22 protein-coding genes are annotated in these 25311 nt (G+C 62.0%); 6 read left to right on the top strand and 16 right to left on the bottom strand.

Going from position 1 to position 25311, the window contains the following annotated elements; all coding sequences use genetic code 11:
- Nucleotides 1-86: 86 nt before the first annotated feature.
- Nucleotides 87-1430 carry a sigma-54 dependent transcriptional regulator gene (locus ASE26_RS21595; RefSeq protein WP_055926152.1) on the bottom strand — a complete coding sequence of 448 codons (1344 nt, stop codon included), beginning with the start codon at nt 1428-1430 and terminating at the stop codon, nt 87-89.
- 109 nt (nt 1431-1539) lie between these two features.
- On the opposite strand from ASE26_RS21595, the gene ASE26_RS21590 reads away from it, so the two are divergent.
- Nucleotides 1540-2142 carry a 1-acyl-sn-glycerol-3-phosphate acyltransferase gene (locus tag ASE26_RS21590; protein ID WP_055926149.1) on the top strand — a complete coding sequence of 201 codons (603 nt, stop codon included), beginning with the start codon at nt 1540-1542 and terminating at the stop codon, nt 2140-2142.
- On the opposite strand, the gene ureB is transcribed toward ASE26_RS21590, so the two are convergent.
- From ureB to ASE26_RS21560, 6 genes are all read right to left on the bottom strand, one after another.
- A complete protein-coding gene (gene ureB, locus ASE26_RS21585; protein ID WP_055926146.1) occupies nt 2120-2392 on the bottom strand; it encodes an urease subunit beta in 273 nt (90 codons plus the stop codon). The genes ASE26_RS21590 and ureB overlap by 23 nt on opposite strands.
- 69 nt (nt 2393-2461) lie before the next feature.
- The gene (locus ASE26_RS21580) at nt 2462-4210 is read right to left on the bottom strand and encodes a DUF885 family protein (protein ID WP_055926143.1); all 1749 of its coding nucleotides are present in this window, start codon (nt 4208-4210) and stop codon (nt 2462-2464) included.
- Between the two features lie 111 nt (nt 4211-4321).
- A complete protein-coding gene (locus tag ASE26_RS21575) occupies nt 4322-5428 on the bottom strand; it encodes a hypothetical protein (protein ID WP_055926140.1) in 1107 nt (368 codons plus the stop codon).
- Nucleotides 5429-5456: 28 nt separating this feature from the next.
- Complete coding sequence (locus ASE26_RS21570) at nt 5457-7085, bottom strand: SulP family inorganic anion transporter (RefSeq protein WP_055926137.1); 1629 nt, start codon at nt 7083-7085, stop codon at nt 5457-5459.
- A complete protein-coding gene (locus ASE26_RS21565; RefSeq protein WP_055926134.1) occupies nt 7085-7654 on the bottom strand; it encodes a TetR/AcrR family transcriptional regulator in 570 nt (189 codons plus the stop codon). The genes ASE26_RS21570 and ASE26_RS21565 overlap by 1 nt, the downstream gene beginning before the upstream one ends.
- 112 nt (nt 7655-7766) lie before the next feature.
- Nucleotides 7767-9110 carry a diguanylate cyclase gene (locus ASE26_RS21560; RefSeq protein WP_229208194.1) on the bottom strand — a complete coding sequence of 448 codons (1344 nt, stop codon included), beginning with the start codon at nt 9108-9110 and terminating at the stop codon, nt 7767-7769.
- A 218-nt stretch (nt 9111-9328) separates the two neighbouring features.
- Between ASE26_RS21560 and ASE26_RS21555 the strand changes: the two genes are divergently transcribed.
- Nucleotides 9329-10312, top strand: coding sequence for an SDR family oxidoreductase (locus tag ASE26_RS21555; protein ID WP_057246913.1), 984 nt, complete (start codon nt 9329-9331; stop codon nt 10310-10312).
- Nucleotides 10313-10314: 2 nt separating this feature from the next.
- On the top strand, nt 10315-11322 hold the full coding sequence (locus ASE26_RS21550; RefSeq protein WP_055926129.1) for a Ku protein: 1008 nt from the start codon (nt 10315-10317) through the stop codon (nt 11320-11322).
- A 205-nt stretch (nt 11323-11527) separates the two neighbouring features.
- Here ASE26_RS21550 and ligD read toward each other — a convergent pair whose 3' ends face one another.
- The gene (ligD, locus tag ASE26_RS21545) at nt 11528-13978 is read right to left on the bottom strand and encodes a DNA ligase D (protein ID WP_057246912.1); all 2451 of its coding nucleotides are present in this window, start codon (nt 13976-13978) and stop codon (nt 11528-11530) included.
- 189 nt (nt 13979-14167) lie between these two features.
- Here ligD and ASE26_RS31965 point away from each other — a divergent pair, with 189 nt between their 5' ends.
- From ASE26_RS31965 to ASE26_RS21535, 3 genes are all read left to right on the top strand, one after another.
- Nucleotides 14168-14551, top strand: coding sequence for a hypothetical protein (locus ASE26_RS31965; protein ID WP_055926123.1), 384 nt, complete (start codon nt 14168-14170; stop codon nt 14549-14551).
- A 224-nt stretch (nt 14552-14775) separates the two neighbouring features.
- Nucleotides 14776-14994 carry an entry exclusion lipoprotein TrbK gene (gene trbK, locus ASE26_RS32145; RefSeq protein WP_373922430.1) on the top strand — a complete coding sequence of 73 codons (219 nt, stop codon included), beginning with the start codon at nt 14776-14778 and terminating at the stop codon, nt 14992-14994.
- A gap of 207 nt (nt 14995-15201) precedes the next feature.
- On the top strand, nt 15202-16053 hold the full coding sequence (locus ASE26_RS21535) for a transposase (RefSeq protein WP_055926120.1): 852 nt from the start codon (nt 15202-15204) through the stop codon (nt 16051-16053).
- A 60-nt stretch (nt 16054-16113) separates the two neighbouring features.
- Here the strand turns inward: ASE26_RS21535 and blaSMB are convergent, their stop codons facing one another.
- The 8 genes from blaSMB to ASE26_RS30825 all read right to left on the bottom strand — a co-directional run bounded on the left by blaSMB (nt 16114) and on the right by ASE26_RS30825 (nt 25183).
- Entirely contained in the window at nt 16114-16956 is an 843-nt protein-coding gene (gene blaSMB / locus ASE26_RS21530) for an SMB-1 family subclass B3 metallo-beta-lactamase (protein ID WP_055926117.1), read from the bottom strand.
- Nucleotides 16953-17621, bottom strand: a complete 669-nt coding sequence (locus ASE26_RS21525; protein WP_055926114.1) for a polyphenol oxidase family protein — start codon at nt 17619-17621, stop codon at nt 16953-16955. The genes blaSMB and ASE26_RS21525 overlap by 4 nt, the downstream gene beginning before the upstream one ends.
- 72 nt (nt 17622-17693) lie before the next feature.
- Nucleotides 17694-18128, bottom strand: a complete 435-nt coding sequence (locus ASE26_RS21520) for a hypothetical protein (RefSeq protein ID WP_055926111.1) — start codon at nt 18126-18128, stop codon at nt 17694-17696.
- Nucleotides 18129-18237: 109 nt separating this feature from the next.
- The gene (locus ASE26_RS21515) at nt 18238-19677 is read right to left on the bottom strand and encodes an efflux transporter outer membrane subunit (RefSeq protein WP_057246911.1); all 1440 of its coding nucleotides are present in this window, start codon (nt 19675-19677) and stop codon (nt 18238-18240) included.
- On the bottom strand, nt 19677-22856 hold the full coding sequence (locus ASE26_RS21510) for an efflux RND transporter permease subunit (RefSeq protein WP_055926105.1): 3180 nt from the start codon (nt 22854-22856) through the stop codon (nt 19677-19679). Before ASE26_RS21510 ends, ASE26_RS21515 begins: the two co-directional genes overlap by 1 nt.
- 3 nt (nt 22857-22859) lie before the next feature.
- Nucleotides 22860-24068: an efflux RND transporter periplasmic adaptor subunit gene (locus ASE26_RS21505; protein ID WP_055926102.1), complete on the bottom strand. Its 1209-nt coding sequence runs from the start codon at nt 24066-24068 to the stop codon at nt 22860-22862.
- Nucleotides 24069-24173: 105 nt separating this feature from the next.
- Nucleotides 24174-25019 carry an alpha/beta hydrolase gene (locus ASE26_RS21500; RefSeq protein ID WP_055926099.1) on the bottom strand — a complete coding sequence of 282 codons (846 nt, stop codon included), beginning with the start codon at nt 25017-25019 and terminating at the stop codon, nt 24174-24176.
- Entirely contained in the window at nt 25016-25183 is a 168-nt protein-coding gene (locus tag ASE26_RS30825; RefSeq protein ID WP_156397870.1) for a hypothetical protein, read from the bottom strand. Before ASE26_RS30825 ends, ASE26_RS21500 begins: the two co-directional genes overlap by 4 nt.
- Between the last annotated feature and the right edge of the window lie 128 nt (nt 25184-25311).

Below are 25311 nucleotides of genomic sequence, written 5' to 3'. Positions count from 1 at the left end.
CGTCGGTCGGCACCTCGTGCCTTCCACCATAGGAGATAAGGGCCACGCAACAATGTCACATCTTTGTGACGCGGCAGTTCGCATGCTCAGTCTTCGCCGCGGCGCGACGGGCGCTGGATCCCGTGTTTCGCCATCAGGCGATACAAGGTCATGCGCGATACACCCAGCTCACGCGCCACGGCGGTGACGCTGTGGCCGGCATCGATCCGTCCTTGCAGCGCCGACCGTTCGGCACTGGCGCGGGCGCTGTCAAGGTCTTCGGCGGCGAACGCGAGGTCGACGCCATCCAGCTCCAGGTCGTGCGGCTGGATCAAGACGCCATCGGCCATCACGGCCGCACGCCGCACACGATTCAGCAGCTCGCGCACATTGCCGGGCCAGTCATGGGCGCGCAGGGCGCGCAGCGCGCTATTGCTGAAGCCGCGTACCCGGCGCGCACGCTCGGTGGCGTAACTGTGGAAGACTTCTTCCGCCAGCGGCACCACATCGTCGCGCCGTTCGCGCAAGGCCGGCACCTGCAAGGTCAGGACATTGAGCCGGTAGAACAAATCTTCCCGGAACAGGCCGCGTTCCACCGCATCGCCAAGCTTGACGTGCGAGGCCGCGATCACGCGCGCATCGACCGGCACGCTGCGCGTCCCGCCCACGCGGTAAATGGTTTTCTCTTGCAGGAAGCGCAGCAGGTTGGCCTGCAGCTCAAGCGGCAAATCGCCGATCTCATCAAGGAAAATCGAGCCGCCGCTGGCAGACTCGATCAGGCCGCATTTGCCCGGGCCGGCGCCGGTAAACGCGCCTTTCTCGTAACCGAACAATTCCGATTGCACCAATGAGGCAGGGATCGCACCGCAATTGATGGGCACGAATGGTCCATCGCTGCGCCCCGAGTGTTCATGTATCGCGCGCGCCACAAGTTCCTTGCCGGTGCCGCTCTCGCCCCAGATCAGCACGGGCGCATCGGCGCCGGCCACTTTCAGTACCTGCTGGCGCAGCAGTGTAATGGCCGAGCTGTGCCCGGTCAGGCGCATTGTCTGGCAGGCTTCCGGCAGATGGCCGAGCCCGGCCAGCGCGGCCAGGCCCAGCGCATGCCCCAGCGTATTGCTGAGTCGCGCGGCATCCACCGGCCAGGTATGGAAGTCAACGCAGTGGTCGTGCACCAGCTGGCGTAGAGCTGCTTCCTCCAATGCCTGCGGCAGGAAGACCGCGACCCAGCGCGGCCGGCTATGGCGGCGCAGGAAATGGTCCAATTCAGTAAGCGCGCCGGCCCAGTTATCGAGCAGCAGCAAACCGACCGGGAAATGCTGTTCGCGCAAGGCCGCCGCTGCCTCGGCCAAGCCGGCCACATGGCAGACGTCGAACGTTTGGCCGGCGGCAAGCAGAGCCGCCGGCAGCGCTGCTGTTGTCGCAGCGACGCACAAGACTTGCCTTGTCATAATTTCACCTTGCTGCCCCGTGGAGCGGCGCGATAGAATACCGCCGCACAAAATTTCAGCACCAAGAGTTACAAACTCTCAATGGTAGCAATAACACAATGGGGAAGGCATGGATCAATATAAGCTAGAGGCGGACAAACTGCCAACACTAAAGCAGCGTGTCGCCATGCGCCTGTTGCAGGCATTCGGCTGGCAAGTGAAGTTCAAGCCGCTGCCGGAGCCGCGCGGCATTGCCGTGGTCTACCCGCATACGTCGAACTGGGATTTCATCATCGGATTGCTCGGCAAATGGGCGCTGGACCTGCCGTTCCGCTGGCTGGCCAAAGACAGCCTGTTCAAGATCCCGCTGCTGGGCCGCTGGTTCTACTACCTCGGCGGCGCACCGGTCGACCGCAGCGCGCCGCAAGGCCTGATCCAGGCCCAGGCCGATGCCATGATGAAGGAAGACTGGTATTGGGTCGGCATCACGCCGGAAGGCACGCGCGGCTACAAGCCTTATTGGAAAAGCGGTTTCTATCAACTGGCGCTGGCCGCCAAAGTGCCGCTGGTACTGGTGTATATCGATTTCCCGAACAAGACCCTGGGGCTGACCGAGCATGTGTGGCTGACCGGCGATGAAGAAAAAGACATGGCGGCCATTCGCGCCGGTTTCGACGGCCACCTCGGCAAACATCCCGAGCTGATGGCCCCTATCGTCTTGCGCCAGCGCTGAATCCAGCCACCTCAGCATCCCCCTCAAGACGCACCAGCGTAATGGTCTGCGCCTTGCCCGGCTCGAAGCGCAGCGCCGTCCCCGGCGCGATATCGAGCCGCATGCCATACGCCTTCCAGCGTTCGAACTGCAGCGCCGAATCGACTTCGAAAAAGTGGAAATGGGAGCCGACCTGGATAGGACGGTTCCCCTGGTTTGTTACGGTCAGTGTAGTGCGATCAGTCATGTGACCTATATCTGCAAGACTCATGCCAGTAATTTCAAGTGATTCTCTCACTTTTTTTGCACCAGCAGAAGGCAATGCACCACACCGGTGCGCTTATTCCTTCGGATAAGGGCTTTTGCCGCCGCCGGCGATAAAATCGTCGATGCGCGCCTGCAGTACCGGCAGCGGCACCGAACCCAGTTCCAGGATAGTGTCGTGGAAGGCGCGGATATCGAACCTGGCGCCCAGGGCCTGCTCCGCCTTCTTGCGCGCTTCGAAGATCGCCATCTCGCCCAGGTAGTAGGACAGCGCCTGGCCCGGCCACGAAATATAGCGATCGACTTCGGTCATCACTTCATGCGAAGACAGCGCCGTATTCTCCATCAGGTACTTCTGCGCCTGCTCGCGGGTCCAGCCCTTGGCGTGCACGCCGGTGTCCACCACCAGGCGCGAGGCGCGCCAGGCCTGGTAGCTCAGCATGCCGAACACTTCATACGGCGTTTCGTAGATGCCCATCTCCGTTCCCAGGCGCTCGGAGTACAGCGCCCAACCCTCGCCATATGCGGAGATATAGGCGTTGCGGAATGGCGGACGGCCCTTCTGCTCCAGCGCGATCGGCATCTGGAAAGCGTGGCCTGGCGCCGATTCGTGCAAAGTCAGCGCCGGCAGCGAATACAGCGGGCGGGCCGGCAGGTTGTAGGTGTTGACCCAGTACCCGCCAGGACCGCCGCGGCCCGAGGTATAGAACGGCGCAACCTCCGGCGCCACCGGGATGATGGCGAAGCGGCTGCGCGGCAGGCGGCCAAAGTAATCGGCAACCTTGCCATCGAACTTCTTGGCGACCCATGCGGCGCGCATCAGCAATTCTTCCGGCGTCTTGGCGTAGAACCGCGGGTCGGTGCGCAGGAATTGCAGGAAGGCCGGCAGGTCGCCCTTGAAGCCAACCTGCTTCATCACTTCCTGCATTTCGGCACGGATCTTCGCCATTTCGTCCAGGCCGATCTGGTGGATCTGCTCGGCGCTCAGGTTGGTGGTCGTGAATTCAACAATCTTCGACTGGTAATACGCCTTGCCGTCCGGGTAGCTCTCTGCGTCCAGAGCTTCCTTGGCTTTCGGGACGTATTCCTCGCGCATGAATTTCAGCAGCACGGCGTGGGCCGGAATCACTTTTTCGCGGATCGCCTTCAAGCCTTCGGCTTTCAGGGCTTCCTGCTCGGCGGCCGGAATCACGTTCGGCATGTCCTTGAACGGCTTGAAGAACACCACGTCTTCCGGCCTGGCTTCGGTGACCGAGGTGATCGACTTGTCGCGCCCTTCCAGCGTGATCTTCGGCGGCGTGAAGCCGCGCGCCAGGCCAGCGCGCATATTGGTGATCTCTTCGCCGAAGTAGCGCGGCACGTCGTTCAGCTGCGCCACGTAGTTGCGGTAGTCCTCGGCGGTGCGGAACGATTTGCGCGCTTCGCCGGCCAGATTGCCCCAGAACGATGAATCGGCGTTCAGCGGCTTTTCGTATTCGCGGAAGCGCTGGTTATCCAGCAACGCAGCGACCTGCGCGCGATACACCTGGTAGTTGATGCGTTCACGGTTCGAAAGCTGTTCCGGCTTGATGCTTTCGAGTTGGCGCAGCGTCTCTTCCCATTTCTTCTGGCGCTCCATTTGCACCGCCAGGCTGACGTTCGGCAGGCGGCTCTCCACGCCGCGCACATCGTCCTCATCGTCTTCCAGCCTTTGCTGCAGGCGCCACTTCCACTCCGCCTTGTGGATGGCGGTGAAACGGGCGTCGGCACTACCGGGTTTGGCTGCTGCAAAGGATGGGGAACTGAAGGCTGCTGCAATGGCGAGTGCTGCGACAATCTGTTTCATGGTGCTCCCGAAGCTCAGGTTGGTAACGGTTCCGGGAGTGTACCTTACGGCCAAAGGCCCGGCGGCGTCAATGGCGCGATTGTGCAGAAACGTATCAAGCCGTGCGTGGATTCAACCGAAGCGGCGCCGCCGCACCAGCATGATCGCCAGCAGCCCGGCCAGCAGCAGGATCACGCCACCCACGCCGAGCACTGCACCGCGATAGGCTTGCCACAGTGACGGCGGCTTGAACAGGAACGTCGCCCCCTCCAGCGGCGACGGATCGATGCTCCAGCGTTCGAGCTGGCGCCAGTCGTACAGGCTTTGCACCGGCCCCACCGGCACCTGGGTCAGGGCGCCGTTGGCAGCCTGCCTTCCCCCCATGATGGACAGCACGTTCTCCGCCAGCTCGCGGCCGGATTGCCCCAGGTTGCGCACCGCGCCTCCTACCGCGCCCTCGCCCACGATGCTGTCGAACAGCGAAAACACCGGCACGTTCGCTGCGCGCAGCGTGTCGCGCGCGGCATCGATGGTGGGCAACGAATAACCGTCGCGATCGCGGTTGAACATGCCCGTCACCACCACGGTATCCTGCGTCAGGTTGCCGATATAGCGCATCTGCTCGGCCCAGCTCATGTTCTGCAGGAACTCGATTTGCAAGCGGCGCAGCCAAGGTGCCAGGTCGACTTCCGCCTGGCGCCGGAAGGCACGGTCGGCATCGCTGACGCCGCCCGGTATGACGACGCGCCGCGTGCGCGGCAAAAGCTGCATGGCCTCTTTGACCGTGGCGCCGAGGTCAGGCACGATCGCATACAGGAAGACCGGACGCCGGCTGGCGGCCAGCTGCAGCGTCGACGGTTCGCTGTCGGTCAGCAGGGGCGCTTGCGGCGCGATATCGGCCAGCTCGCGCATGGCGAAGTTCAAGGCCGGCTGCTGCAGCGCCACGAGAATGTCGATGCGGCCGCCGCCATACTGCGCCATCAGCAAGGCACGCCGTGCCGGTGCCACCATTTCCGCGTTGGGCTGCTCCTGGTTCAGGAATTCGACGTGGATATGGTCAAGCGCAATGCCGCTCTCGCGCAGGCGCTGGACGAAAGCATCCGTGACACGCTCAATGCCCGGCCGGCCCGGGCTGTATGAATTGAGTAGCAGGACATGCGGGCCTGCCCCGTGCGCGGCCAGCGCCCGCACGGCAAGTAGCAAGCCTGCCAACAGTTGTTTGAAGGATTTGCCGCCCATGTTGCAACGATCATACCCAATCCAGCAACTACTGCAACTTTTTGTCGGCGATGTCGATGCTAAGGAAAACTTCGCCGTTCAGCGTTTGCAGCAAGTCGGACTGGCGCAGGCGGTCCATCACCGGCCCTTTGACTTCGGCCAGGTGGAAGCCGATCCTGCGCCGCGCCAGGCTCGCGTTCAGTTCGGACAGCGCGAACAGCGCCGACGTATCGATCGAGCTGACCGCCGTCATCACCAGCACCAGGTCGCGCGCCGCCGGATGGCTGCGCAATTCGTCCTCGATGCGCTCCTGCACCGCTTCCACGTTCCCGAAGAACAGGTTGGCATCGATGCGCAGCGCCAGCAGTTCGGGCCGGGTTTCGGCCGGATAGCGTTCGATATTGCGGAAATGCTCGCTGCCGGCAATGCGGCCCAGCACCGCAATATGCGGACGGCTGGCGCGCCAGATCAGGGTGCCCATCGACAAGGCCACGCCCACCAGAACGCCCGCTTCCACGCCCAGTAGAACCACGCCGGCGGCACTGGCAAACCACGCCAATGCATCGCCGCGGTCATAGCGCCAGGCGGTGCGCAAAGTGCCCAGTTCCAGCATGCCCAGCACTGCGACGATAATGGTCGCTGCCAGCACCGGCATCGGCAGCAGTGCCAGCCAGCCGGTGGGCGCCACCAGCGCCACCGCCAGCAAGGCGGCTGTGATAATGCTGGCCAAAGGCGTTTGCGCACCTGCCGCAAAATTCACGGCGGAGCGCGACATGCTGCCGGTGACCGGGAAAGCGCCCGACACCATGCTGGCAACATTGGCTGCGCCCAAACCGATCAGTTCACGGTTGCTGACCAGCTTCTCGTTGCGTTTCAGGGCCAGCGACTGCGCCGCCGACATGCTCATGATGAAAATCACGAAGCCAACCAGCAGGCCCGGCTGCACCAGCTGCTGCCAATGCCCTTGCGACAGGGCCAGGTTCAGTTGCGGCAGGCCGCTCGGCACGTTGCCGGTCGTTTTCACGCCCATTGCATCCAGCCCCAGCACCTGCACCAGGAGCAGGCCAAGCACCACGACCAGCATCGGCGCCAGGCGGGTTGCCATGTCGGCCCCGGCCGGTTTCATGCCGAGGGAACGCATCAGGGGTGCCAGGTGGCTGCGCGACAGCACCAGCAGCAGCACGGAGCCGATGCCCAATGCGGCGCTCGGGCCGTGCCAGTGCGGCAAGTCGGCCCCCAGCAATGGCTTGAGCTGGCCCCATGCAATCAGCAGCGCCGAACCGACTGTAAAGCCGCTCATGACGGGACGCGAGAAGAAATTGGCGAGGAAGCCTAAGCGCAATAGGCCGCACAGCAGCAGTACCGCCCCCGCCACCAGCGCCAGTTGCGCCGCCAGCACCGAATACAGGCCGTTGCCGGCGCTTGCCAGCGGGCCAATCATGGCAGCGGTCATCAGCGACACGATGGCCATCGGGCCCACCGATTGCGTCATGCTGGTGCCGAACACCGCGTAAACAATAGGCGGCAGGATGCTGGCGTAAATGCCGGTCACCGGCGGCAGGCCGGCCACGAGCGCGTATGCCATGCCTTGCGGGATCATCATCATCGCCACCACGATGCCCGCACTGATATCGCCCGGCAGCATCGCGCGCCGGTAGTTCCGAAGCCAGGCCAGCATCAGCGATCCTGTTCCAGGGAGGACAGCACCGCTGCCAGGATTTCGTCAGACTGCTTTTTATCGGCCACCGAACGCGCCAGTACCAGGCCGCCAACCATGGCGGCATAAGTGGCAATGGCATCGCGCCTCGCCTGCCCCGGCTCGCCGGGCAAGGCCTGCGCCAGCGCATCGAGCTGCGCCTTGAAGCTGTCGTCCATCGCTTGCCGCACTTCCGGCCCGACCCGCGAAACATCCGGGCCGAGCGAGGCCAGCGCGCAACCCTTGCCGGGGTTGTCGCGATGCTTGGCGGTCAGGTACATATGGGCCAGTGCGGAGCGCGGGTTGGCCGGTTCCCCGGCCAGCAGCTCGCGCCAGCGCTTGGCGGAGTTCTCCATCGCCTTGCCGAACGCTTCGGCCAGCAAGTCTTCCTTGGAGGCGAAATGGCCGTAAAAGCCGCCGTGCGTCAGGCCGGCGCTTTTCATCAGGTCGGCCACCCCGATGCCGTCGTAGCCCTTTTCCCGGAATAGCCGGGATGCCGTTTCAACAATGCGTTCGCGGTTCTGGGCCGCTTGTTCCCTGCTGACACGCATGATCTTCTCCTTGATTATTTTTATTATGGATGTAATATATCACACGCGGATGACGCTCATCATCTAATTAATCGTGCTTTGCGGCGGCTCGCGAGGGTGGGCCGCCGTCTTTTTAGCGGGCCATGGCCAGTTCGACACAGTTGCGCCCTGCCCGCTTGGCGCGGTGCAGCGCGGCTTCCAGGCGCGTGACCAGTTCGCTGGCGCCTTCATCAGGGGCGAGCTGGGCCACGCTGAAGCTGGCCGTGACGCTATCCCCGCCTGGCAGTTCAGTGGCGGCAATCGTCTCGCGCAGCTCTTCGGCCAGTTTGAAGGCGTCGATCGCGACGGTATGCGTAGCGATGACCATGAATTGTTCGCCGCGCATGCGCGCCATCGTGTCCGAATTGCGCAGCCGGGTCTGGATCATGGCGGCCAGGACGGACAGGGCGCGGTCGCCTGTCGTATAGCCGTACAGCTCATTGATGGTGCGGAAGCTGTCGAGGTCGAAGGCGATCACCGCCAGCGGCAAACCATAACGGCGTGCGCGCCGGATTTCGCTATCCAGCACTTGCTCGCCCTGGCGCCGGTTGGACACGCCCGTCAGCCCGTCAAATGGCGTGATCTGCGTGATTTCCAGCCCCAGTGCATTGTTCTGGTGGCGCAGGTCGCTCATCACCATGCCAAAACTGATCAGCTGTGCCGCCGAGCCGAAGCAACTGAAATGTTCCCGGCTCATGACCAGCGGCCGGTCAAACAGCATGCTGATGGCACCCAGCAGCGGCCCACCGGGTTCACCGCGCAGCGGGAAAGCAAGCATCATGTGCACGCCCTGCTCTTCCAGCATTGCCGCCAGCTCCGCATCACCGGCCTTCGATGGCGCATCAAGCAGCACCAGTTCACCTCGCCGCACAGCTGCCTCCAGCAATTCCTCGCGCCCGCCCAGCACTTCCCTGATGTCGAGGTCTATGCGCCCATCTTGCGCCACCAGGCGCAGGGCGCCGTCATCGACAGCCTGCAACAGGGCGGCGTGGCAAATGCCGGGATAGCTGCACAGTGCATTGCAGATGCGGGCCCCCATTCGTTCGATTTCTTCCGAACCGTAGAGAGCACGCTGCAAGCTGCGTTGGATCGACAGCAGGTCGTTCAGGTCCGCTTCCAGGTCCAGCAAATGCTGCTGGGCGGAGGCTTTGGTATTGGCAGCGGGCGCCAGCAGCGCCGTGACGGCATCGAGCAAGGCTTCCGGCGCGACGGGCATGATGCGGTAAGTCAGCGGCCCCTGCGCCATGAGCTCAGCCATGGTTGAGGAGCGCGTAAATGGGCACAGGACAAGGACCGGCGCACCGGCGCGGCTGCGCACCAGAGCGGCCAGTTCATTGCCAGCAGCCATCTCCGGACCATTGAGGTCGATAACGAGCAAGGAAATCTTATTGTGCGCCATCGCATAGCGTGCGCTGGCAATGCTGTCCGCAGTCAGCAAACGATCGAATGATTCCCCGCAAGCCGCTAAAAATTCCTGGCGTCGCGCGGGATCGGGATGGAGGAAAAGGCCGGTACGGTGACGGCGGCCCGCAGCATTAGCCATGTAGTTTAGTTTGCCACAAGTTCACCCCAGACAACATCCCAATTATGTGTGGGAGCGCACGGTTAGCAACGTTGCTGGGGCGAATACTGGACTTCCGAGCACAGGAGGAAGCCATGTCGAACTCGCAGCAAAAGACAGGCGCGGGCAGCGAACAGCGCACCGTCCAGCAGGAACAGGACCAGCGTGACGCGGCCAAGCCAAAAGCTGAGGAAAAAAAGCAGGCCGCCCAGACCGGGACACACGATTTCCCGGCGCCGCCCTTGCCTGGACAACACCTGGACAAGCCCGGCCTTGAGCACCAGATGCAACTGAAACCCCAGTTCATGGCGCCCGATTATTGCGGCAGCGGCAAGCTGGCCGGCATGGCGGCGATTATCACCGGCGGCGACTCCGGCATCGGCCGCGCAGTAGCTGTGCTGTATGCCCGTGAAGGCGCCGACGTGGCGCTGGTCTACCTTGCCGAAGAACAGGAAGACGCGGTCGAGACCAAACAGCACATCGAGGCCGAAGGCCAGCGCTGCCTGCTGATTCCCGGCGATGTGCGCGACCCTGCATTCTGCCGCCAGGCGATCAATGAGGTACTGCATACTTTCGGCAAGATCGACATCCTGGTCAACAACGCGGCCTTCCAGGAACACGCCGGTTCGCTGGAGGACCTGTCGGAGGAACGCTTCGACCTGACCATGAAGACCAATATTTACGGCTACTTCCACATGGCCAAGGCGGCCCTGCCCCATATGAAGCGCGGCAGCTCGATCCTCAACACCGGCTCCGTGGTGGGTTTGCGCGGCTCGAAAATACTGCTGGATTACTCGACCACCAAGGGTGCAATCCATGCATTTACGATGTCGCTGGCATCCAACCTGCTGGAGAAGGGCATTCGTGTCAACGCAGTCGCGCCGGGCCCGGTGTGGACACCCCTGAACCCGGCCGACCAGTCCCCCGACAAGATCAAGCAATTCGGCTCGCAGGCCGATATGCACCGTCCAGCGCAGCCGGAAGAGATTTCGCCGGCTTTCGTCTTCCTGGCCGCGCCCTCGTGTGCCAGCTATATCACCGGTATCGTCTTGCCGATTACCGGAAGCATCGGAGAGTAATCATGGCACGAGCACTCTGGAAAGGCGCGATCAGCTTTGGCCTGGTGCACATCCCGGTGGAACTGCACAAGGCAGTGGAATCGCACGACCTGGACCTGACCATGCTGGACAAGCGGGACTTCTCGCCGATCGGCTTCAAGCGCTATAACAAAGGCAGTGGGAAGGAAGTCACCTGGGACAATATCGTCAAGGGCTATGCCTATTCCGATGGCGAGTACGTGGTGCTGAGCGATGAGGATTTGCGTCTGGCGAACCCCAAAGCAACGCAGACCATCGACATCATGGCCTTCGTCGACGCGGATTCGGTACCGCTCACTTTCTACGAAACGCCCTACTACCTCGCGCCGGGCCGAGGCGGCGACAAGGTCTACGCCCTGCTGCGCGAAACGCTGCACAAGGCGGGCCGGATCGCGATTGCCACGGTGGTGATCCGCACCAGGCAGCACTTATGCGCACTGGTTTCCGTCGGCGACGGCATCATCATGAATACGCTGCGCTATGCGACCGAGATCCGCAATCCCGAAGACCTGAAATTGCCAGGCCATTCCGGCCTCACCGACAAGGAATTGAAGATGGCCCTGTCGCTGGTGGAAGAAATGAGCGAAAAGTGGAATCCCAAGGAATACCACGACACTTATCGCGAGGACGTGCTCAAGCTGGTCGAGAAGAAAGTGAAAGCCGGACAGACGCACACGATTACTGCGCCGTCCGACGAATCGCCAGTGCCGAAGGCCAGCAACGTGGTGGACCTGGTGGCGCTGCTCAAACAGAGCCTGGGTTCCAAGGGCAAGGCAGCCGCTGCCGACGAGCCGGAAGAAGACGAGGAAGAAGCCGCCCCGCGTAAGCCGCGTGCACGCAGTAGCGCCGGCGCCAGCGCGAGCAAGACCCGCACAAGTTCAACACGCGCGACCGCATCCTCCGGCAAAAATTCCACCAAGCCCGCTGCCAAACGTGCCGGTGCGGCCAAGTCCACCGCCAAATCTACCACTACGCGCCGCAAAGCCGCCTGAACCAGGTTCATTGTGGATGGTGCCTAACGCCACCGCCCAATGAATATCGGGTCTGACCCTGGTTTACCGGTTTTCCAAAGATAGATGCCGCCGGTGGATTACGCCTTAACTTCGAGTAAGGAAGAAAAAACCGGTAAATCTGGGTCTGACCCAAGGGTCAGACCCGATCTCGATCCGTCCCATGACATAACAGTTCCCCTGCTACCTAGCCTGCCGCGGCGATGGCCTTCATGGCCGGTGTCAGGCCGACCGCCGCCTTCGCATAATCCGTCCATGGCGTATTGCCGACATCGAGCCGGGTATGCGCCGTCGCCACCGTCCAATGATCGCCACCGCGCAGGCTGGCCAGCTCGTCCCAGCCGACCGGCACCGAAATTCCAAGGCCGGGCCGCGCACGGGCCGACCATGCGGCAACCGTGGTAGCGCCGCGCCCATTGCGCAGGTAATCGATGAAAATCTTGCCGACCCGGTTCTTCGGCCCACTCTTGACGGCGAACCTGTCCGGCAGCGTGGCCGCCATGTGTTCGACAACTTGCTTGCTGAACGCTTTCACCGTATCCCAGTCGTAGTAAGGCTTGATCGGCACCACTACGTGCAGCCCCTTGCCGCCGCTGGTCTTGAGGAAGCACGGCAGGCCCAGTTCCTCAAGGAAGGCATGCACCAGTTGCGCCGCCTCCTGGATCTGCGCCCACTCGACGCCACTGCCCGGGTCGAGGTCGAACAGGATGCGGTTCGGCTTTTCGTAAGTGCGGCCAAAAGCATTCTGCGTGTGGAATTCAATCACGTTGAACTGCGCGGCCGACAGCAAGGCTTGCGTCGTTCCCACTTCCAGCATCGGCGGGTGATCAGGATCCAGCTCGCGCGGGAACTCCTTCAGGCCGCGCAGCTTGCTCACATCGGCGTGCTTCTGGAAAAACAATTCGGAACCGACGCCGTCCGGTGCACGCAACAGCGCAATTGGACGGCCTTTGGTGTGCTCCAGCATCAGGTCCGCAACCAGGGCATAGTAGCGCACCACGTCAATCTTTTTGATACCGCTGGCCAGGTCGACCAGCCGGTCCGGATTGGTCACCTTGAGTGATGCGGGCAGTTTGCTTTGCACGGTTTCCTCCTCCACATGGGCAGCTACCTCCCGGCTGATTTCACCGGCTTTCTTATCCTTGCGAAGGCCCTGGAAAACAGCATGCCGCACCGAGCCGCCGCGCGTCCACTCGCCGAAGCTGACTTCCGCCACCAATTGCGGCTTGACCCAGTGCGCCTTGCGGGCAATGGCTTTGCTGGCGGCAAAGGGGCGCTCACCGGACTTCAAGCGCTTCAGCTTTTCCGCCAGTTCCCGCAAGGTCTTGTCGTTGAAACCTGTGCCCACGTTGCCCGCGTAATGCAGCTCCCCATCCTTGCCGTAGACGCCAAGCAGCAGCGAACCGATGCCGGTGCGGCTGCCTTGCGGGTCGGTGTACCCGCCGATCACGAACTCCTGGCGCTGGGCGCATTTGAGTTTGATCCAGTCGCGCGAACGGCGCTCCGTGTAGACGGAGTCGCGGCGCTTGCCAATCACGCCTTCGAGGCCCATTTTGCAGGCTGCAGCCAGCATTTCGTCTGGAGAAGCCTGCAGCACGGCACTCAAGCGAATGGTGTCGCCTTTGACCTTGGCCATTGCGGCCTCCAGCCTGGAGCGGCGCTCCTCGAGCGCAAGGCCACGCAAGTCTTCGCCGCCCAGGTAAGGCGCGTCAAACAGGAAATAGACGATGTCTTTCGTGCGCTCGCCGTCGAAGGCCTGCTGCAACAGGCCGAAGTCCGGGCGTCCTTCTTCGTTGTGGACGACAATCTCGCCGTCATACCAGCCGTCGGGAAGCTTGACCCTGGCCAGCGCGGCACGCAGCGGTTCCAGCTTGTGCGTCCAGTCGTTGCGGTTGCGGGTATGCAGCGTGATATCGCCATCTTCGATCCGGGCCAGCAGGCGGTAACCGTCGTATTTCACTTCGAACAGCCAGTCTTCCGGCGTTGATGGTGGGCCGTCCACCAGCGTGGCCAGTTCGGGCTCCAATTCGGCGGGTAGGCGCTTGATGCGCGGCGCCGCCGGGGGCTCAGGCACCGGGGGCGCAGTAGCCACGCCGAGCGACTTGACGCTGTCCGGCATTTCGTCCACCACGCTGAATTCAGCGGCGGGGCGAACGTACTCGTCCTTCTCCTTGATCAGCAGCCAAGGCTCCTTGTTCTCGCCCTTTCCACGCATGCGCACCAGCGCCCAGCGCCCATGCATCTTGTGGCCATGCAACTGGAACACCAGCTTGCCAGCGCGGTAGCCCTTGTGCGGATCCTCGACTGGCTCCCAGGTGCCGCGATCCCAGATGATTACCTTCCCCGCGCCATATTGCTTCTCGGGGATCGTACCTTCGAATTCGTTATAGGAGATCGGATGGTCCTCGACATGCACCGCCATCCGTTTGTCGTGCGTATCGTAGCTCGGCCCTTTCGGTACAGCCCAGCTTTTCATGGTGCCGTCGAGCTCCAGGCGGAAATCGTAATGCAGGCGCGACGCCCAATGTTTCTGGATCACGAAGGCCAGCCGCCCCCGTCCTGGCTGGCCTCCCTCTGCGGGCTCCGGCGTGACGCGGAAGTCCCGCTTCGCCTTATAAGTCTTGAGTGCATCCTTCATAGAGCCACTGTACGGGCGGTGGCGGTGCGGGACGGTTATTTACCGCACTTTGTAAGCAGTTTTGGCAGATGTAACCATCTGTAATACCCGTCAACTATATCGATATGGCCGCCGTTTTCAGCTCAGTGACACGGCAATAGTGCACGACACACTGAACGATTTACCCCATTCTCTCCGAGGAGCTTGACCATGAAGAAGACCATCGCCACCCTGATCGCCGGCCTGTTCGCAACCGCTGCCTTCGCCCAAGCCCCGGCTGCCGGCGGCCACGCAGCTAAACCAGCTGCTGCCCCGATGCCTGCAGCCACCGCAGCCGCACCGGCCACCCCAGCGACTCCTGCCGTTCCTGCTACGCCAGCAGTGCCAGCCGAAAAGGGTAGCAAGGCGACTCCAGCGACCCCGGCCACCCCAGCGGTAGCCGCAACTCCAGCCTCCTCGGCCAGCGCCGCCGCCCCAGCCGCTTCGCATGAACACTCCAGCGCCACCAAGGAAGTGAAAAAGACCAAGCACTCCAAGAAAACCGCTGCATCCAAAGAAGTAGCCGCTGCCAAGGAAGCCGCACCGGCCAAGTAATCCAGAGCGCCGCTTCCCCAGCCGCCAGCGCGCCTCCCGAATCCGCCTCCAAACCGGAATCGCGCGCTGGCCTGGCGGGGACCGAACGCGGCATCTTTCTCCCGGCCTGGCAGGGTTCTCCGCTGACCAGGCGGGCTTTTTTGCGTTTACGGTTGCGAGCACCGTATCATTGGCATTTTCCCGCAATCGATACGGACAATCTTTTGAAACCTCGCACGAACCTGGTGATCGCAGTCATTGCGGCAGCAATCCTTGCAGCCGTCGCGTTGAAGAGCTTCACGCACCACCCTCCCCAACTCACATCGAAGCCGACCGCAGCGGACTGCACGCCAGAAGCGATCAAGCAAGTCACGGATGCTTTGGCGCGATCAGTTCTCTCAGCAAATTGCGCAAAGCTGAACGACTCAAGCAAAACTTCTGCGGCAATGAACGGCGTTCACTAGATGGCTTTCATATAATCGATCGTGTTTTTGATGCGGATCGAAAATTCGGTGCCAGGTCTGTCATTTAAATTCGGTGCCAGGTCTGTCATTTGGACAGAAGGACCGCACCTTTGAGTTTAGTCAAAGCGACGAGATAAATTTCATTTATCGCTTTTCAAATTGCGCCTGCGCAATTACGCCTGTTTATGGTCGAATTACACTCGATCCATGAACCGGCCTCTGCGAATTGAACTCGACCACTCGCTGTATCACATCACCTCTCGGGGTGATCGCCGGGGCGCGATCTATCTATCAGATAGCGATCGCTTGACGTGGCTATCGATCGTCGGCGAGACGTGCGAGCGATTCAACTTTGAAGTTCGGGCTTACTGCCAGATGACCAATCACTTCCATATACTGTTGGAAGCGATCGACGGTGAACTCGGCCGAGGCATGTGTCACCTCAACGGAAAGTACTCACGCTACTTCAACCGCGCACATGGCTTAGTCGGACATGTCTTTCAGGGAAGGTACAAGGCCATCCTCTGTCAAAGCGAGCTGTACCTGCACGAACTCTGCCGCTATATCGAGCTCAATCCAGTCAGGGCGGAAATGGTCGCACATCCACTTAAGTGGCCATGGTCAAGTTACAGCGCAATAATGGGAATTGTTGATTGCCCCAAATGGTTACAGCCCGATGTGGCACTTGCTCATTTTGGTGACCACAAGGTAGACGCGAGACTCGCTTATGAAGAGTTTGTGATGGCAGGATTGGGCGGTGCAAGCCCGCTTGCGGCGGTATCCAACCACCTCATACTGGGCGACGATGATTTCCAGGCCAGCGTCGTCGGTCTACCAATCAATGGAAATCCCTTCGAAATTAAACGGGCCCAGCGTCGAGCTGTCGCCCGACCACTTCACGACTATTTCTTGGAATACTGCAACGCAAAAGAGGCAATGGCTCGCGCCTACTTTTCTCTCGGATACTCAATGCCTGAAATCGCTCGGCACGCAGGAGTTTCTGTCAAGACCGTCAGCAGGGCGATTAACGACTTCAGAGAATTTCTAAAGAGGCCTTGAGAAATATCAATCGTGCGTGCCAGCTGTCCAAATGACAGACCTGGCACCGACTTTTACCAATCAGCGCTTTTCGCTGGCCAGGCGGGTCTCGAGTCGCTTGCGGCCGGCTTCGACGATGGTCTTGCAGCCGTTGCTGTCGATATAGGCTGCGCTGCCCTCTTTCGCTGCGCGCTGCTGGCGGCCCCACAGGTCGTTCACTTCAGGATGCGCGGCAATGGCGATGTCGCAGGTCAGGCCGTCAACAGTGGCAAAGCTGCTGCGCAATTGGGCGACCACTTCGGGATGGTCGGTGAAACGGTAGCTATCGGCCGAGACGGCAGTCACGCTGTCGACGAACACCACGTTCATGCATTTCCCTGCTTCGCAGGACTGCCAGCTCCAGGTGGTGCCACCTGCGGTGTGGCCTGGCGTGCTGTGGGCAGTGACTGCAATCGGGCCAAGCTTGATCGCTTCGCCGTCCTTCACGCCGCGCACTTTTGCGGAGCCGGGGTAGTTCGACAGGCTGCCGAACTGCGGGTCGATTTTCGGCGATACGCCGGTGCGCATGGTTTCAACGTTGTCGCTGCCTGCCAGCACGGTGGCGCCGGTCAGCTTTTGCAGCGCCGAGACGCCGCCGGCGTGGTCTTCATGCGAGTGGGAGCTGAGGATGTATTTCACGTCTGCCAGCTTGTAGCCCAGCGTGCGGATGTTCGCCGCCACAACTTCGGAACCTTTGGCGGTCGTGCCGTCGACCAGGATATGTCCTTGCGGCGACGTCACCAGAATTGCGCTGATGCCGGCAGTGCCGACGTAATGCGTATTGCCGTAGATGGTGAACGGCTTCTGCGGCGCGCTCCAGTCGCGTTCTTGTGCGTTGGCGACGGTCGCGAAAGCGGCCAGGATAAGGGATGCGATGACCTTCATTTTTCTCCTTTGGTGGTGAGGTACAGGCCGGCGTGCATTTGCGACCCTCGGTCGCCACGCCGGTAACTGCGGTAAATGGGTTTGCCGGCGGCGTCGCGTGCACAGCACGTGCAGCCGCCGACATGTTCAATTTCTTCAACGCCGGCAGCGCGCAATTGGTGTTCGGCTACGGCGCGCAGGTCGAGGTGGCGGCGCGTCGGCAGCACGGCTTCGCGCGGCAGCTGGTTGAAGCGCTGTGCGAAATCTTCTGCCATTTCTTCGCTCACTTCATAGCAGGTGGCGCAGATGGTTGGTCCGACTGCAGCGGCGATGGGCGCGCCCTCGCCCATCGCGGCCAGCGCTGCGGGGATGATGCCGTCATATAGCCCGCGCCAGCCTGCATGGATCGCGGCCACGTGCGAGCCGTCGCGGCGCGCCAGCAGCAGCGGCACGCAATCGGCGGTGATGATACTGACCGGGAGGCCCGGCGTCTTGGTGTGGAAGCCGTCGGCGTCGCCCGCTTCCTGCTTTGGCATCGAAATCGCGGCGATGCGGGTGCCATGGACCTGCCGCTTTGCTGGCCTCAACTCCCACACTGGGGCAAGTTCGGCTGGAACCAGCGACGACGCGCTGCCAAAGCCATGCTGGATGCCCGGGATGCTGCTTAACAGACTGCTTGTGACCATATTAGCCTTTGTGTGACATTTGTCGCAATCATAGGCTGGTCTGGGCGGATTTGCAAGCGCTGCTCTACGGTGTCAGCTTTCGCGGGCGAGTTTTTCGCAATTATGACTGCCGCCGGCGAACGACAAAGTGCCAACAAAGCCCGCAGTGTAGTCATAGCGTGCGGAGTAGCCCTGTTTGCAGAATACGGCGGTCCGTTCGTAATGGGATCGTACCTGCTGCCAGCCCTGCGCGAGCAGAATGGCGTCCGTTTGCTGCGTGGGGATGTCCGAGCCGCCGAGATAGGTGCTGGCCATCCACCTTTGCTTTCCGGCGATCGAGACCTTGGGGCAGATGCCATCGGTATAAAGCCCGGTGCAGAAGTCTTTCAGCGACTGGCTGACGAATGCCTTGGCTTCAGGGCCGAGCGCTGGCGTATTCAATGCAGGTTCCGGGTAGAAGGCCAGATAGGACCAGACGACGACAAAAACGGTGAGCAGGGAGAGCGTGACCTTGTGCAGTAAGGGCATTTGAACGGAAAGGCAAGCCAAAACGCGCGATTATACGTGGTCGGCGACCGACGAAAAAAAACGGCGCCCGCGGATGCGGGGCGCCGTTAAGGGCTGATCAAGACTTGAGTCAGTTCCAGTCGCCGCCCAGGGAACGGATCAGGGCGACTGTGGTCACCGCGCGGTCGCCGCGCAGTTGCACTGCGTTGCGTTCAACGGCTGCCAGGTTGCGCTGGGAGTCCAGCAGGTCCAGGTAGCTGGAACGGCCGGCGTCATACAGCTTCTGCGCCAGGTCGGCGGAGCGGCGCGCCGACACCAGGGCCTCGTCGATCTGTGCGGTCTGGCCGCCCAGGATGCGCAGGCCTGCCAGGTTGTCTTCCACCTCGGCTAAGGCGCCCAGCACGGTCTGGCGATAGCCGGCAACCGATTCTTCCAGGACTGCTTCGCTGCGCTTGACGTTGTTGCTGTTACGGCCGCCATCGATCAAGGGCATCGACAGCAAGGCGCCCAGCACCCACGAGCGGCTGCTCCACTTGAACACATCGCTGAAGTGGCCGGCAGCGCCGCCACCATTCGCGGTGATGTTCAGTGCCGGGAACATGGCCGAACGCGCCTCACCGATACGGGCGTTGGACGCTTCCATCGCTTTCTGTGCAGCCGCGATGTCGGGACGGCGCTCCAGCAGCGACGATGGCAGGCCGGTCGGGATCGCAGGCAGCAGCGTCGAATCCAGCAGCGGGCTGTTGCCCGCCGTGTAGGCCGCTGCCGGCTTGCCCAGGAGGACAGCCAGTGCGTGCTCGGTCGTGGCGCGGCGGCGCTGCAGGCCGATCGCTTCCGAACGGGTCGTTGCCAGTTCGGTCTTGGCGCGGGAGAGGTCGAATTCACCGATGTCGCCCAGGTCGAAGCGGCGCTGGTTGACCTTCACACTCTCTTCGCGCAAACGGACCGTCTGCTCCACAGTCGCCAATTCGGCGTCCGTGGCGCGCAGCCGGAAATAGGTCTGGGCAACGTCGGCTTGCAGCGACAGCAGGACGGAGCGGTAGTTCGCCTCCACCTGCGCAGCGTCGCCACGGGCCGCGGCCACATTGCTCGATACACGGCCGAACAGGTCCACTTCATAGCTCGCCGTCAGGTTCGCGTTGTAGGTGGTCTGCGGCGCAATGTCGGTGCCGGCCGGTACGCCCATCGACAGTGCCGAATTGCGGGCACGCTGGGCGCCAACGCCCACGCCGATTTGCGGAATGCGGTCCGCTTCGGCGATGCCGGCGATGGCGCGCGCCTGCTTGACGCGGGCGGCCGCCACGGCCAGGTTGGCGTTGTTGCGGGTCGCTTCGGCGATCAGCTCATTCAGGGCCGGGTCGCTGAAGGCCAGCCACCATTCGCCGCGCGGCTGGCGCTCGGCGTTCTGGGCTGGCTTCCAGCTGGTGCCGTCTTCGGCCGTCATCACCTGCGACTCCTTGAAGGCGGTCGGGGTGTCGACTTGCGGTTGCTTGAATTCAGGCGCTGCGCATGCGGTCAGCAGCAGCGCTGCCAGCAGCGGGGCGACGCCCTTTGCAATCATATTTTTCATTAGTGGGTCCCTTCCAGTTGCGGGGCAGCGTCGGCTGCCGGGGATTTCTTCTCAAGGCGCTTGGCCAGGGTGCGCAGCAGGACGTAGAACACTGGCGTCAGGAACAGGCCGAAGAAGGTCACGCCCAGCATGCCGGCGAACACCGCCACACCCATTGCATGACGCATTTCAGCACCTGCACCAACTGAGAACACCAGCGGCACCACACCCATGATGAAGGCGATCGACGTCATCAGGATCGGGCGCAGACGCAGGCGGCAAGCTTCCAGCGCCGCTTCCAGGATGGTGCGGCCGTGGTCTTCCAGTTCCCGTGCAAACTCCACGATCAGGATCGCGTTCTTCGACGCCAGGCCTACAAGCACGAACAAGGCAATCTGCGTGAACACGTTGTTGTCGCCGCCGGTCAGCTTGACGCCGATCAGGGCGCACAGGATCGACATCGGCACGATCAGGATCACCGCCAGCGGCAGGGTCCAGCTTTCGTATTGGGCAGCCAGCACCAGGAACACCAGCAGCACGCACAGCGGGAACACGTAGATCATGGTGTTACCTGCCAGGATTTCCTGGTAGGTCAGCTCGGTCCATTCGTATCCCATGCCCTTCGGCAGGTTGGCCTTGACGATTTCTTCCAGTGCAGCCTGGGCCTGGCCGGAGGAGAAGCCCGGAGCCGGACCGCCGTTGATCTCGGCCGATACGTAGGCGTTGTAGCGCTCCACGCGGTCAGGACCATAGCTGTCTTTCACGCGCATCAGCGAGGACAGCGGAATCATCTCGCCTTTGCTGTTGCGGACCTTCAGTTGCGAGATCTGCTCGGCTTGCGAACGGAACGGAGCGTCAGCCTGGACGCGCACCTGGTAGGTACGGCCGAACTGGTTGAAGTCGTTCACGTACAGCGAACCAAGGTTGATCTGCAAGGTCTGGTAGATGGTCTGCAGCGGCACGCCCAGTTGCTTGGCCTTGGCACGGTCGATGTCCGCGAACAGCTGCGGCACATTGATCTGGAAGCTGGAGAACACACCGGCCAGGCGCTTGTCCTGCCACGCCTTCATCTGGATCGCCTGGATGGTCTTGTACAGGTCATCATAGCCGGCGTTGTTGCGGTCTTCGATCATCATCTTGAAGCCGCCGGTGGTGCCCAGGCCATTGACTGGCGGCGGCGGGAACACCATCACGAACGCGTCCTGCACGGCGCCCATGCGCTTGTTGATTTCCGCGGCAATCGCTTCGCCCGATTGGGACTTGTCGGTACGCTCGTGGAATGGCTTCAGCGTGGTGAACACGATACCGGCGTTCGGCGCATTGGTGAAACCGTTGATCGACAGGCCCGGGAAGGCCACCGATGCATCCACGCCAGGGATTTCCTTGGCGATGTCGGACATCTTGCGGATCACCTGTTCGGTGCGTTCCAGCGATGCTGCGTCAGGCAGCTGGGCGAAGCCCACCAGGTATTGCTTGTCCTGGCCAGGCACGAAGCCGCTTGGAACAACCTTGAACATGATGCCCGCGGCGGCAGCCAGCACCAGGTACACCACGACGGAGGCGGATTTGCGTTTCAGCACGCCCTGCACGCCGGTTTCATAACGGTGCGAAGCGCGGTTGAAGAAGCGGTTGAACCAGGCGAAGAAGCGGCCGAAGATCTTGTCCATCACGCGGGTCAGCGCATCTTTCGGTGCGTCATGCGGGCGCAGCAGCGATGCCGACAGGGCCGGGGCCAGGGTCAGCGAGCACAGTGCCGAAATCACGGTCGAAATGGCGATGGTCAGCGCGAACTGGCGGTAGAACTGGCCGGTCAGGCCGGACACGAAGGCGATCGGCACGAACACGGCGCACAGCACCAGGGCGATGGCAATAATCGGGCCGGACACTTCCTTCATGGCCTGGATGGTCGCATCGCGGGCCGACAAGCCGTTGGCGATATTACGCTCGACGTTCTCCACCACCACGATCGCATCGTCGACCACGATACCGATGGCCAGCACAAGGCCGAACAGCGACAGCGTATTGATCGAGAAGCCGAAGCCGATCATCACCGCGAAGGTACCGACGATCGATACAGGCACCGCCAGCAGCGGGATGATCGATGCGCGCCAGGTTTGCAGGAAGATGATCACCACGATCACCACCAGGGCCACTGCTTCCAGCAGGGTGTGGATCACGGACTTGATCGACTCGCGCACGAACTGGGTCGGGTCGTACACGATGTCGTAGGCGACGCCTTCAGGGAAGTCCTTTTTCAGCTCTTCCATCTTGGCGCGCACATTGGCGGACAGTTCCAGCGCATTGCTGTTCGGGGCTTCGAAGATACCCAGGCCCACTGCCGACTTGTTGTTCAGCAGGGAGCGCAGCGAGTAGCTGTTGGAACCCATTTCAATGCGGGCGACATCCTTCAGGCGGGTCAGCGCGCCGTCTTCATTGGTCTTGACGATGATATCGCCAAATTCCTCGACCGAGCTCAAACGGCCCTGGGTGTTGACGGTCAGCTGGAAGTCGGCCGACTTGGAAGGCGCAGCGCCCACCACACCGGCAGCGACCTGCACGTTCTGTTCGCGGATCGCTTCGACCACGTCGGACGCGGTCATATTGCGGCCGGCAACCTTCTGCGGATCGAGCCAGACGCGCATGGCGTAGTCGCCGGCGCCGAAGATCTGCACGTCGCCCATGCCTGGAATACGTGCCAGCTGGTCTTTCACGTTCAGCACGCCGTAGTTGCGCAGGTACAGGTCGTCGTAGCGGCCGTTCGGCGACAGCAGGTGGACCACCATCGTCAGGTTCGGCGAAGATTTCACCGTGGTCACGCCGATCTGACGCACCTCTTCCGGCAGGCGTGGCAAGGCGCGCTGCACGCGGTTCTGCACCGCGGTTTCAGCCTTGTCGACGTCGGTGCCGATCTTGAAGGTCACGGTCAGCATCAGCGCGCCATCGGAGGTGTTTTGCGAGGACATGTACAGCATGTTCTCGACACCGTTGATCTGCTCTTCGAGCGGCGCGGCGACGGTTTCCGCAATTACTTTCGGATTCGCGCCCGGGTAGACGGCACGCACCACAACGGATGGCGGCACCACTTCCGGGTATTCGGAGACGGGCAGCTTGAAGATCGAGATCAAGCCCGCTACGAAGACAATGATCGATAAAACCGCCGCGAAGATCGGTTTATCGACAAAGAAGCGAGAAAAATTCATGGATTATTCCTTGGTTTTTTTGGCATCGGCGGCTGCCACTTTCTGGGCTGCCATCGGGTCAAAGGTCATGTCGACCATTTCCGGCGTGATCGGCGCGCCGGGGCGCACACGCTGCAGGCCGTTGACGACGATCTTCTCGCCTGCTTTCAGGCCGTTGCGTACCACGCGCAGGCCATCGACGTTCGGGCCCAGCACGACAGGACGGTATTCCGCCTTGTTGCCGGCGCCGACCACGTACACGAACTTGCGGTCCTGGTCGGTGCTGACGGCGCGATCGTTGATCAGCACCGCTTGCTGGGTGGCGGTGCCGCCGTCCAGCTGGACGCGGGCGAACAGGCCGGGCACCAGGGCGCGTTCCTTGTTGTCGAAGGTGGCACGCATGCGCACGGAACCGGTGCGGGTGTCGAGCTGGTTGTCGACGAATTCCAGCTTGCCCTCATGCGGGAAGCCGGTTTCGTTGGCCAGGCCGACTTTCACCGTCACCGGCTGGCCTTTGTAGGCTTGGCCGCCGACGCGCAGGAAGGTGTCTTCGTCGCCGTCGAAGCTGGCGTAGATCTTGTCCAGCGAAACCACGCTGGTCAGCACGGCGCTCTGGTCGACCAGGTTGCCGAGGGTGATTTCCGCCTTCGACACGCGGCCGTTGATCGGCGACGTTACCTGGGTGTAGGACAGGTTCAGGCGCGCGGCTTCCGCTGCCGAAGAGGCGGCGCGGGCCGTTGCATCCAGCTCCTTCAGTGCCGATGCACGTTCGTCGAATTCGCGCTGGGCGATGGCTTTGTCGGCCAGCAGTTTTTCGGCGCGGGCCAGTTCCAGCTTGGCCAGGTCGGCTTTGGCGCGCGCAGAATTGGCGGCGGCATCGGCGCGGCTGGCTTCCGCCTGGAATGGACGCGGGTCGATCACGAACAGTACATCACCTTTTTTCACCTCGCTGCCAGGCTTGAAATTCACTGCGGTAATGAAGCCGCTGACGCGCGGACGGATCTCCACGCGGTCGATGGCTTCGATGCGGCCGGAGAATTCCTGGGTTTCGGCGACGGACTTCTGCACCACGACGGCTGCCGAAACTGGCGGCCCGCCCGCTGCAGGTCCCTGGCTTTCGGCCGGCTTGCTATTGGCGCTGCAACCGGACAGGATGGCCGCCGCCAGCCCGCCCATCGCCAATGCGGCAACCAGCGGCCGCACAAGAGTGGACATTTGATTCATCTTTTTCATTATTGACCTCTTGGGGGTGAAAATTAGTTAGGAAATCCAGGCAAAAAGGGGCCCATGTGCCTCGCGGGCACTTTTTTCTAAACTTCTGTTTTATTTAATTCAGCCTTACACTGCGGGCGTTTCCGCCCCGTCGATGGCGCTGATAAAACTGGCCATTTCTTTCAGTGCAAAGCCCCTGCACGCGCATTCATTCCTGGCTCCCGGCTCCTGCAGTGGCGCCGGTGGCATGCGTCTGACTGTTGTCTTTACTCCGCAGGCGATCAATTTCGCCCCGTATTGTTCTGCTTCATCCCTCAGCGGGTCGTCTTCGGCCGACAGGATCAGGGCCGGCGGTAAATTTTTCAGCCGGCTCGATTGCAGCGGCGACGCGTAAGGGTGGGCGCGGTCGGCGGCATTCGGCAGGTAGCCGCGGTAGGCGGCGGCGCAGGTATTGGCCACCTTCATCTGGTCCGGACAATTCGGCAGTTCGCGCATCGAGCAGGTCGACAGTCCCGGATCGAGCATCGGCATGATCAGGATCTGGCCGGCCAATGCCGGGCCGCCGCGGTCGCGCGCCATCAGCGCCGACACGGCTGCCAGGTTGGCGCCCGCTTCAATGCCCGCCGTCAGCAGCTGCTTGCCGCTCCAGGCCAGCCTGGCCTTGTTCTTCTTGGCCCAGGCCAGCACGGCGTGGGCATCTTCAACCGCCGCCGGAAACGGGCTGACGGTCGCCAGGGTGTAATTGGTGGCCAGGATCACGTGGTCAGGGTTGCACGTGACGAGGTGGCGCAGGAATTCGTCCGCCTCCTCCAGGTCGCCGGCTACAAAGCCGCCACCGTGGAAGAAGACAATCAGCGCATCGCGCTTGGCGGACGAATTCCCGGCCAGGTACAGGCGTGCGGCCAGCGGACCCTGGGCCCCGCGCACTTCGAGTTCGCGGATCTTCAGCTCCGCCGGCACCTGCGCCGTCATTCTTTAGCCTCCGAGCTGGCCGAAGCCAGCAGGGTGTGCGCCGGCGCCGCGCCAAAACCGACTTGCGCGCCGTAAGAGTATTCGTCGGTGTACAGGACGCCAGCCAGGGCGATCGCGCCCAGCGCCAGCGATACCATTGCAAAGAATCCATCCCGGTTACTCATGACTGCTCCTTTTCTCTGAAACCGAAGCCACTTTAAACTTTCCCATCACGGGAGGGTCAAGGGCTTTTTTATGCTGCAATACGGTAATAATAAACTTCCACTAGAATAAGAAAAATACATTAATGTTG

Source organism: Duganella sp. Root198D2 (assembly GCF_001428585.1).
Taxonomy (GTDB): Bacteria; Pseudomonadota; Gammaproteobacteria; order Burkholderiales; family Burkholderiaceae_D; genus Rugamonas.
The sequence above is the reverse complement of the archived record's forward strand: the minus strand, read 5'-3'. Positions and strand labels throughout refer to the sequence as shown.

Excerpts from the sequence above, each read along its gene's own strand:
- ASE26_RS21595 (WP_055926152.1), bottom strand. The coding sequence starts at position 1,430 with ATGACAAGGCAAGTCTTGTGCGTCGCTGCGACAACAGCAGCGCTGCCG.
- ASE26_RS21590 (WP_055926149.1), top strand. The coding sequence starts at position 1,540 with ATGGATCAATATAAGCTAGAGGCGGACAAACTGCCAACACTAAAGCAG.
- ureB (WP_055926146.1), bottom strand. The coding sequence starts at position 2,392 with ATGAGTCTTGCAGATATAGGTCACATGACTGATCGCACTACACTGACC.
- ASE26_RS21580 (WP_055926143.1), bottom strand. The coding sequence starts at position 4,210 with ATGAAACAGATTGTCGCAGCACTCGCCATTGCAGCAGCCTTCAGTTCC.
- ASE26_RS21575 (WP_055926140.1), bottom strand. The coding sequence starts at position 5,428 with ATGGGCGGCAAATCCTTCAAACAACTGTTGGCAGGCTTGCTACTTGCC.
- ASE26_RS21570 (WP_055926137.1), bottom strand. The coding sequence starts at position 7,085 with ATGCTGGCCTGGCTTCGGAACTACCGGCGCGCGATGCTGCCGGGCGAT.
- ASE26_RS21565 (WP_055926134.1), bottom strand. The coding sequence starts at position 7,654 with ATGCGTGTCAGCAGGGAACAAGCGGCCCAGAACCGCGAACGCATTGTT.
- ASE26_RS21555 (WP_057246913.1), top strand. The coding sequence starts at position 9,329 with ATGTCGAACTCGCAGCAAAAGACAGGCGCGGGCAGCGAACAGCGCACC.
- ASE26_RS21550 (WP_055926129.1), top strand. The coding sequence starts at position 10,315 with ATGGCACGAGCACTCTGGAAAGGCGCGATCAGCTTTGGCCTGGTGCAC.
- ligD (WP_057246912.1), bottom strand. The coding sequence starts at position 13,978 with ATGAAGGATGCACTCAAGACTTATAAGGCGAAGCGGGACTTCCGCGTC.
- ASE26_RS31965 (WP_055926123.1), top strand. The coding sequence starts at position 14,168 with ATGAAGAAGACCATCGCCACCCTGATCGCCGGCCTGTTCGCAACCGCT.
- ASE26_RS21535 (WP_055926120.1), top strand. The coding sequence starts at position 15,202 with ATGAACCGGCCTCTGCGAATTGAACTCGACCACTCGCTGTATCACATC.
- blaSMB (WP_055926117.1), bottom strand. The coding sequence starts at position 16,956 with ATGAAGGTCATCGCATCCCTTATCCTGGCCGCTTTCGCGACCGTCGCC.
- ASE26_RS21525 (WP_055926114.1), bottom strand. The coding sequence starts at position 17,621 with ATGGTCACAAGCAGTCTGTTAAGCAGCATCCCGGGCATCCAGCATGGC.
- ASE26_RS21520 (WP_055926111.1), bottom strand. The coding sequence starts at position 18,128 with ATGCCCTTACTGCACAAGGTCACGCTCTCCCTGCTCACCGTTTTTGTC.
- ASE26_RS21515 (WP_057246911.1), bottom strand. The coding sequence starts at position 19,677 with ATGAAAAATATGATTGCAAAGGGCGTCGCCCCGCTGCTGGCAGCGCTG.
- ASE26_RS21510 (WP_055926105.1), bottom strand. The coding sequence starts at position 22,856 with ATGAATTTTTCTCGCTTCTTTGTCGATAAACCGATCTTCGCGGCGGTT.
- ASE26_RS21505 (WP_055926102.1), bottom strand. The coding sequence starts at position 24,068 with ATGAAAAAGATGAATCAAATGTCCACTCTTGTGCGGCCGCTGGTTGCC.
- ASE26_RS21500 (WP_055926099.1), bottom strand. The coding sequence starts at position 25,019 with ATGACGGCGCAGGTGCCGGCGGAGCTGAAGATCCGCGAACTCGAAGTG.
- ASE26_RS30825 (WP_156397870.1), bottom strand. The coding sequence starts at position 25,183 with ATGAGTAACCGGGATGGATTCTTTGCAATGGTATCGCTGGCGCTGGGC.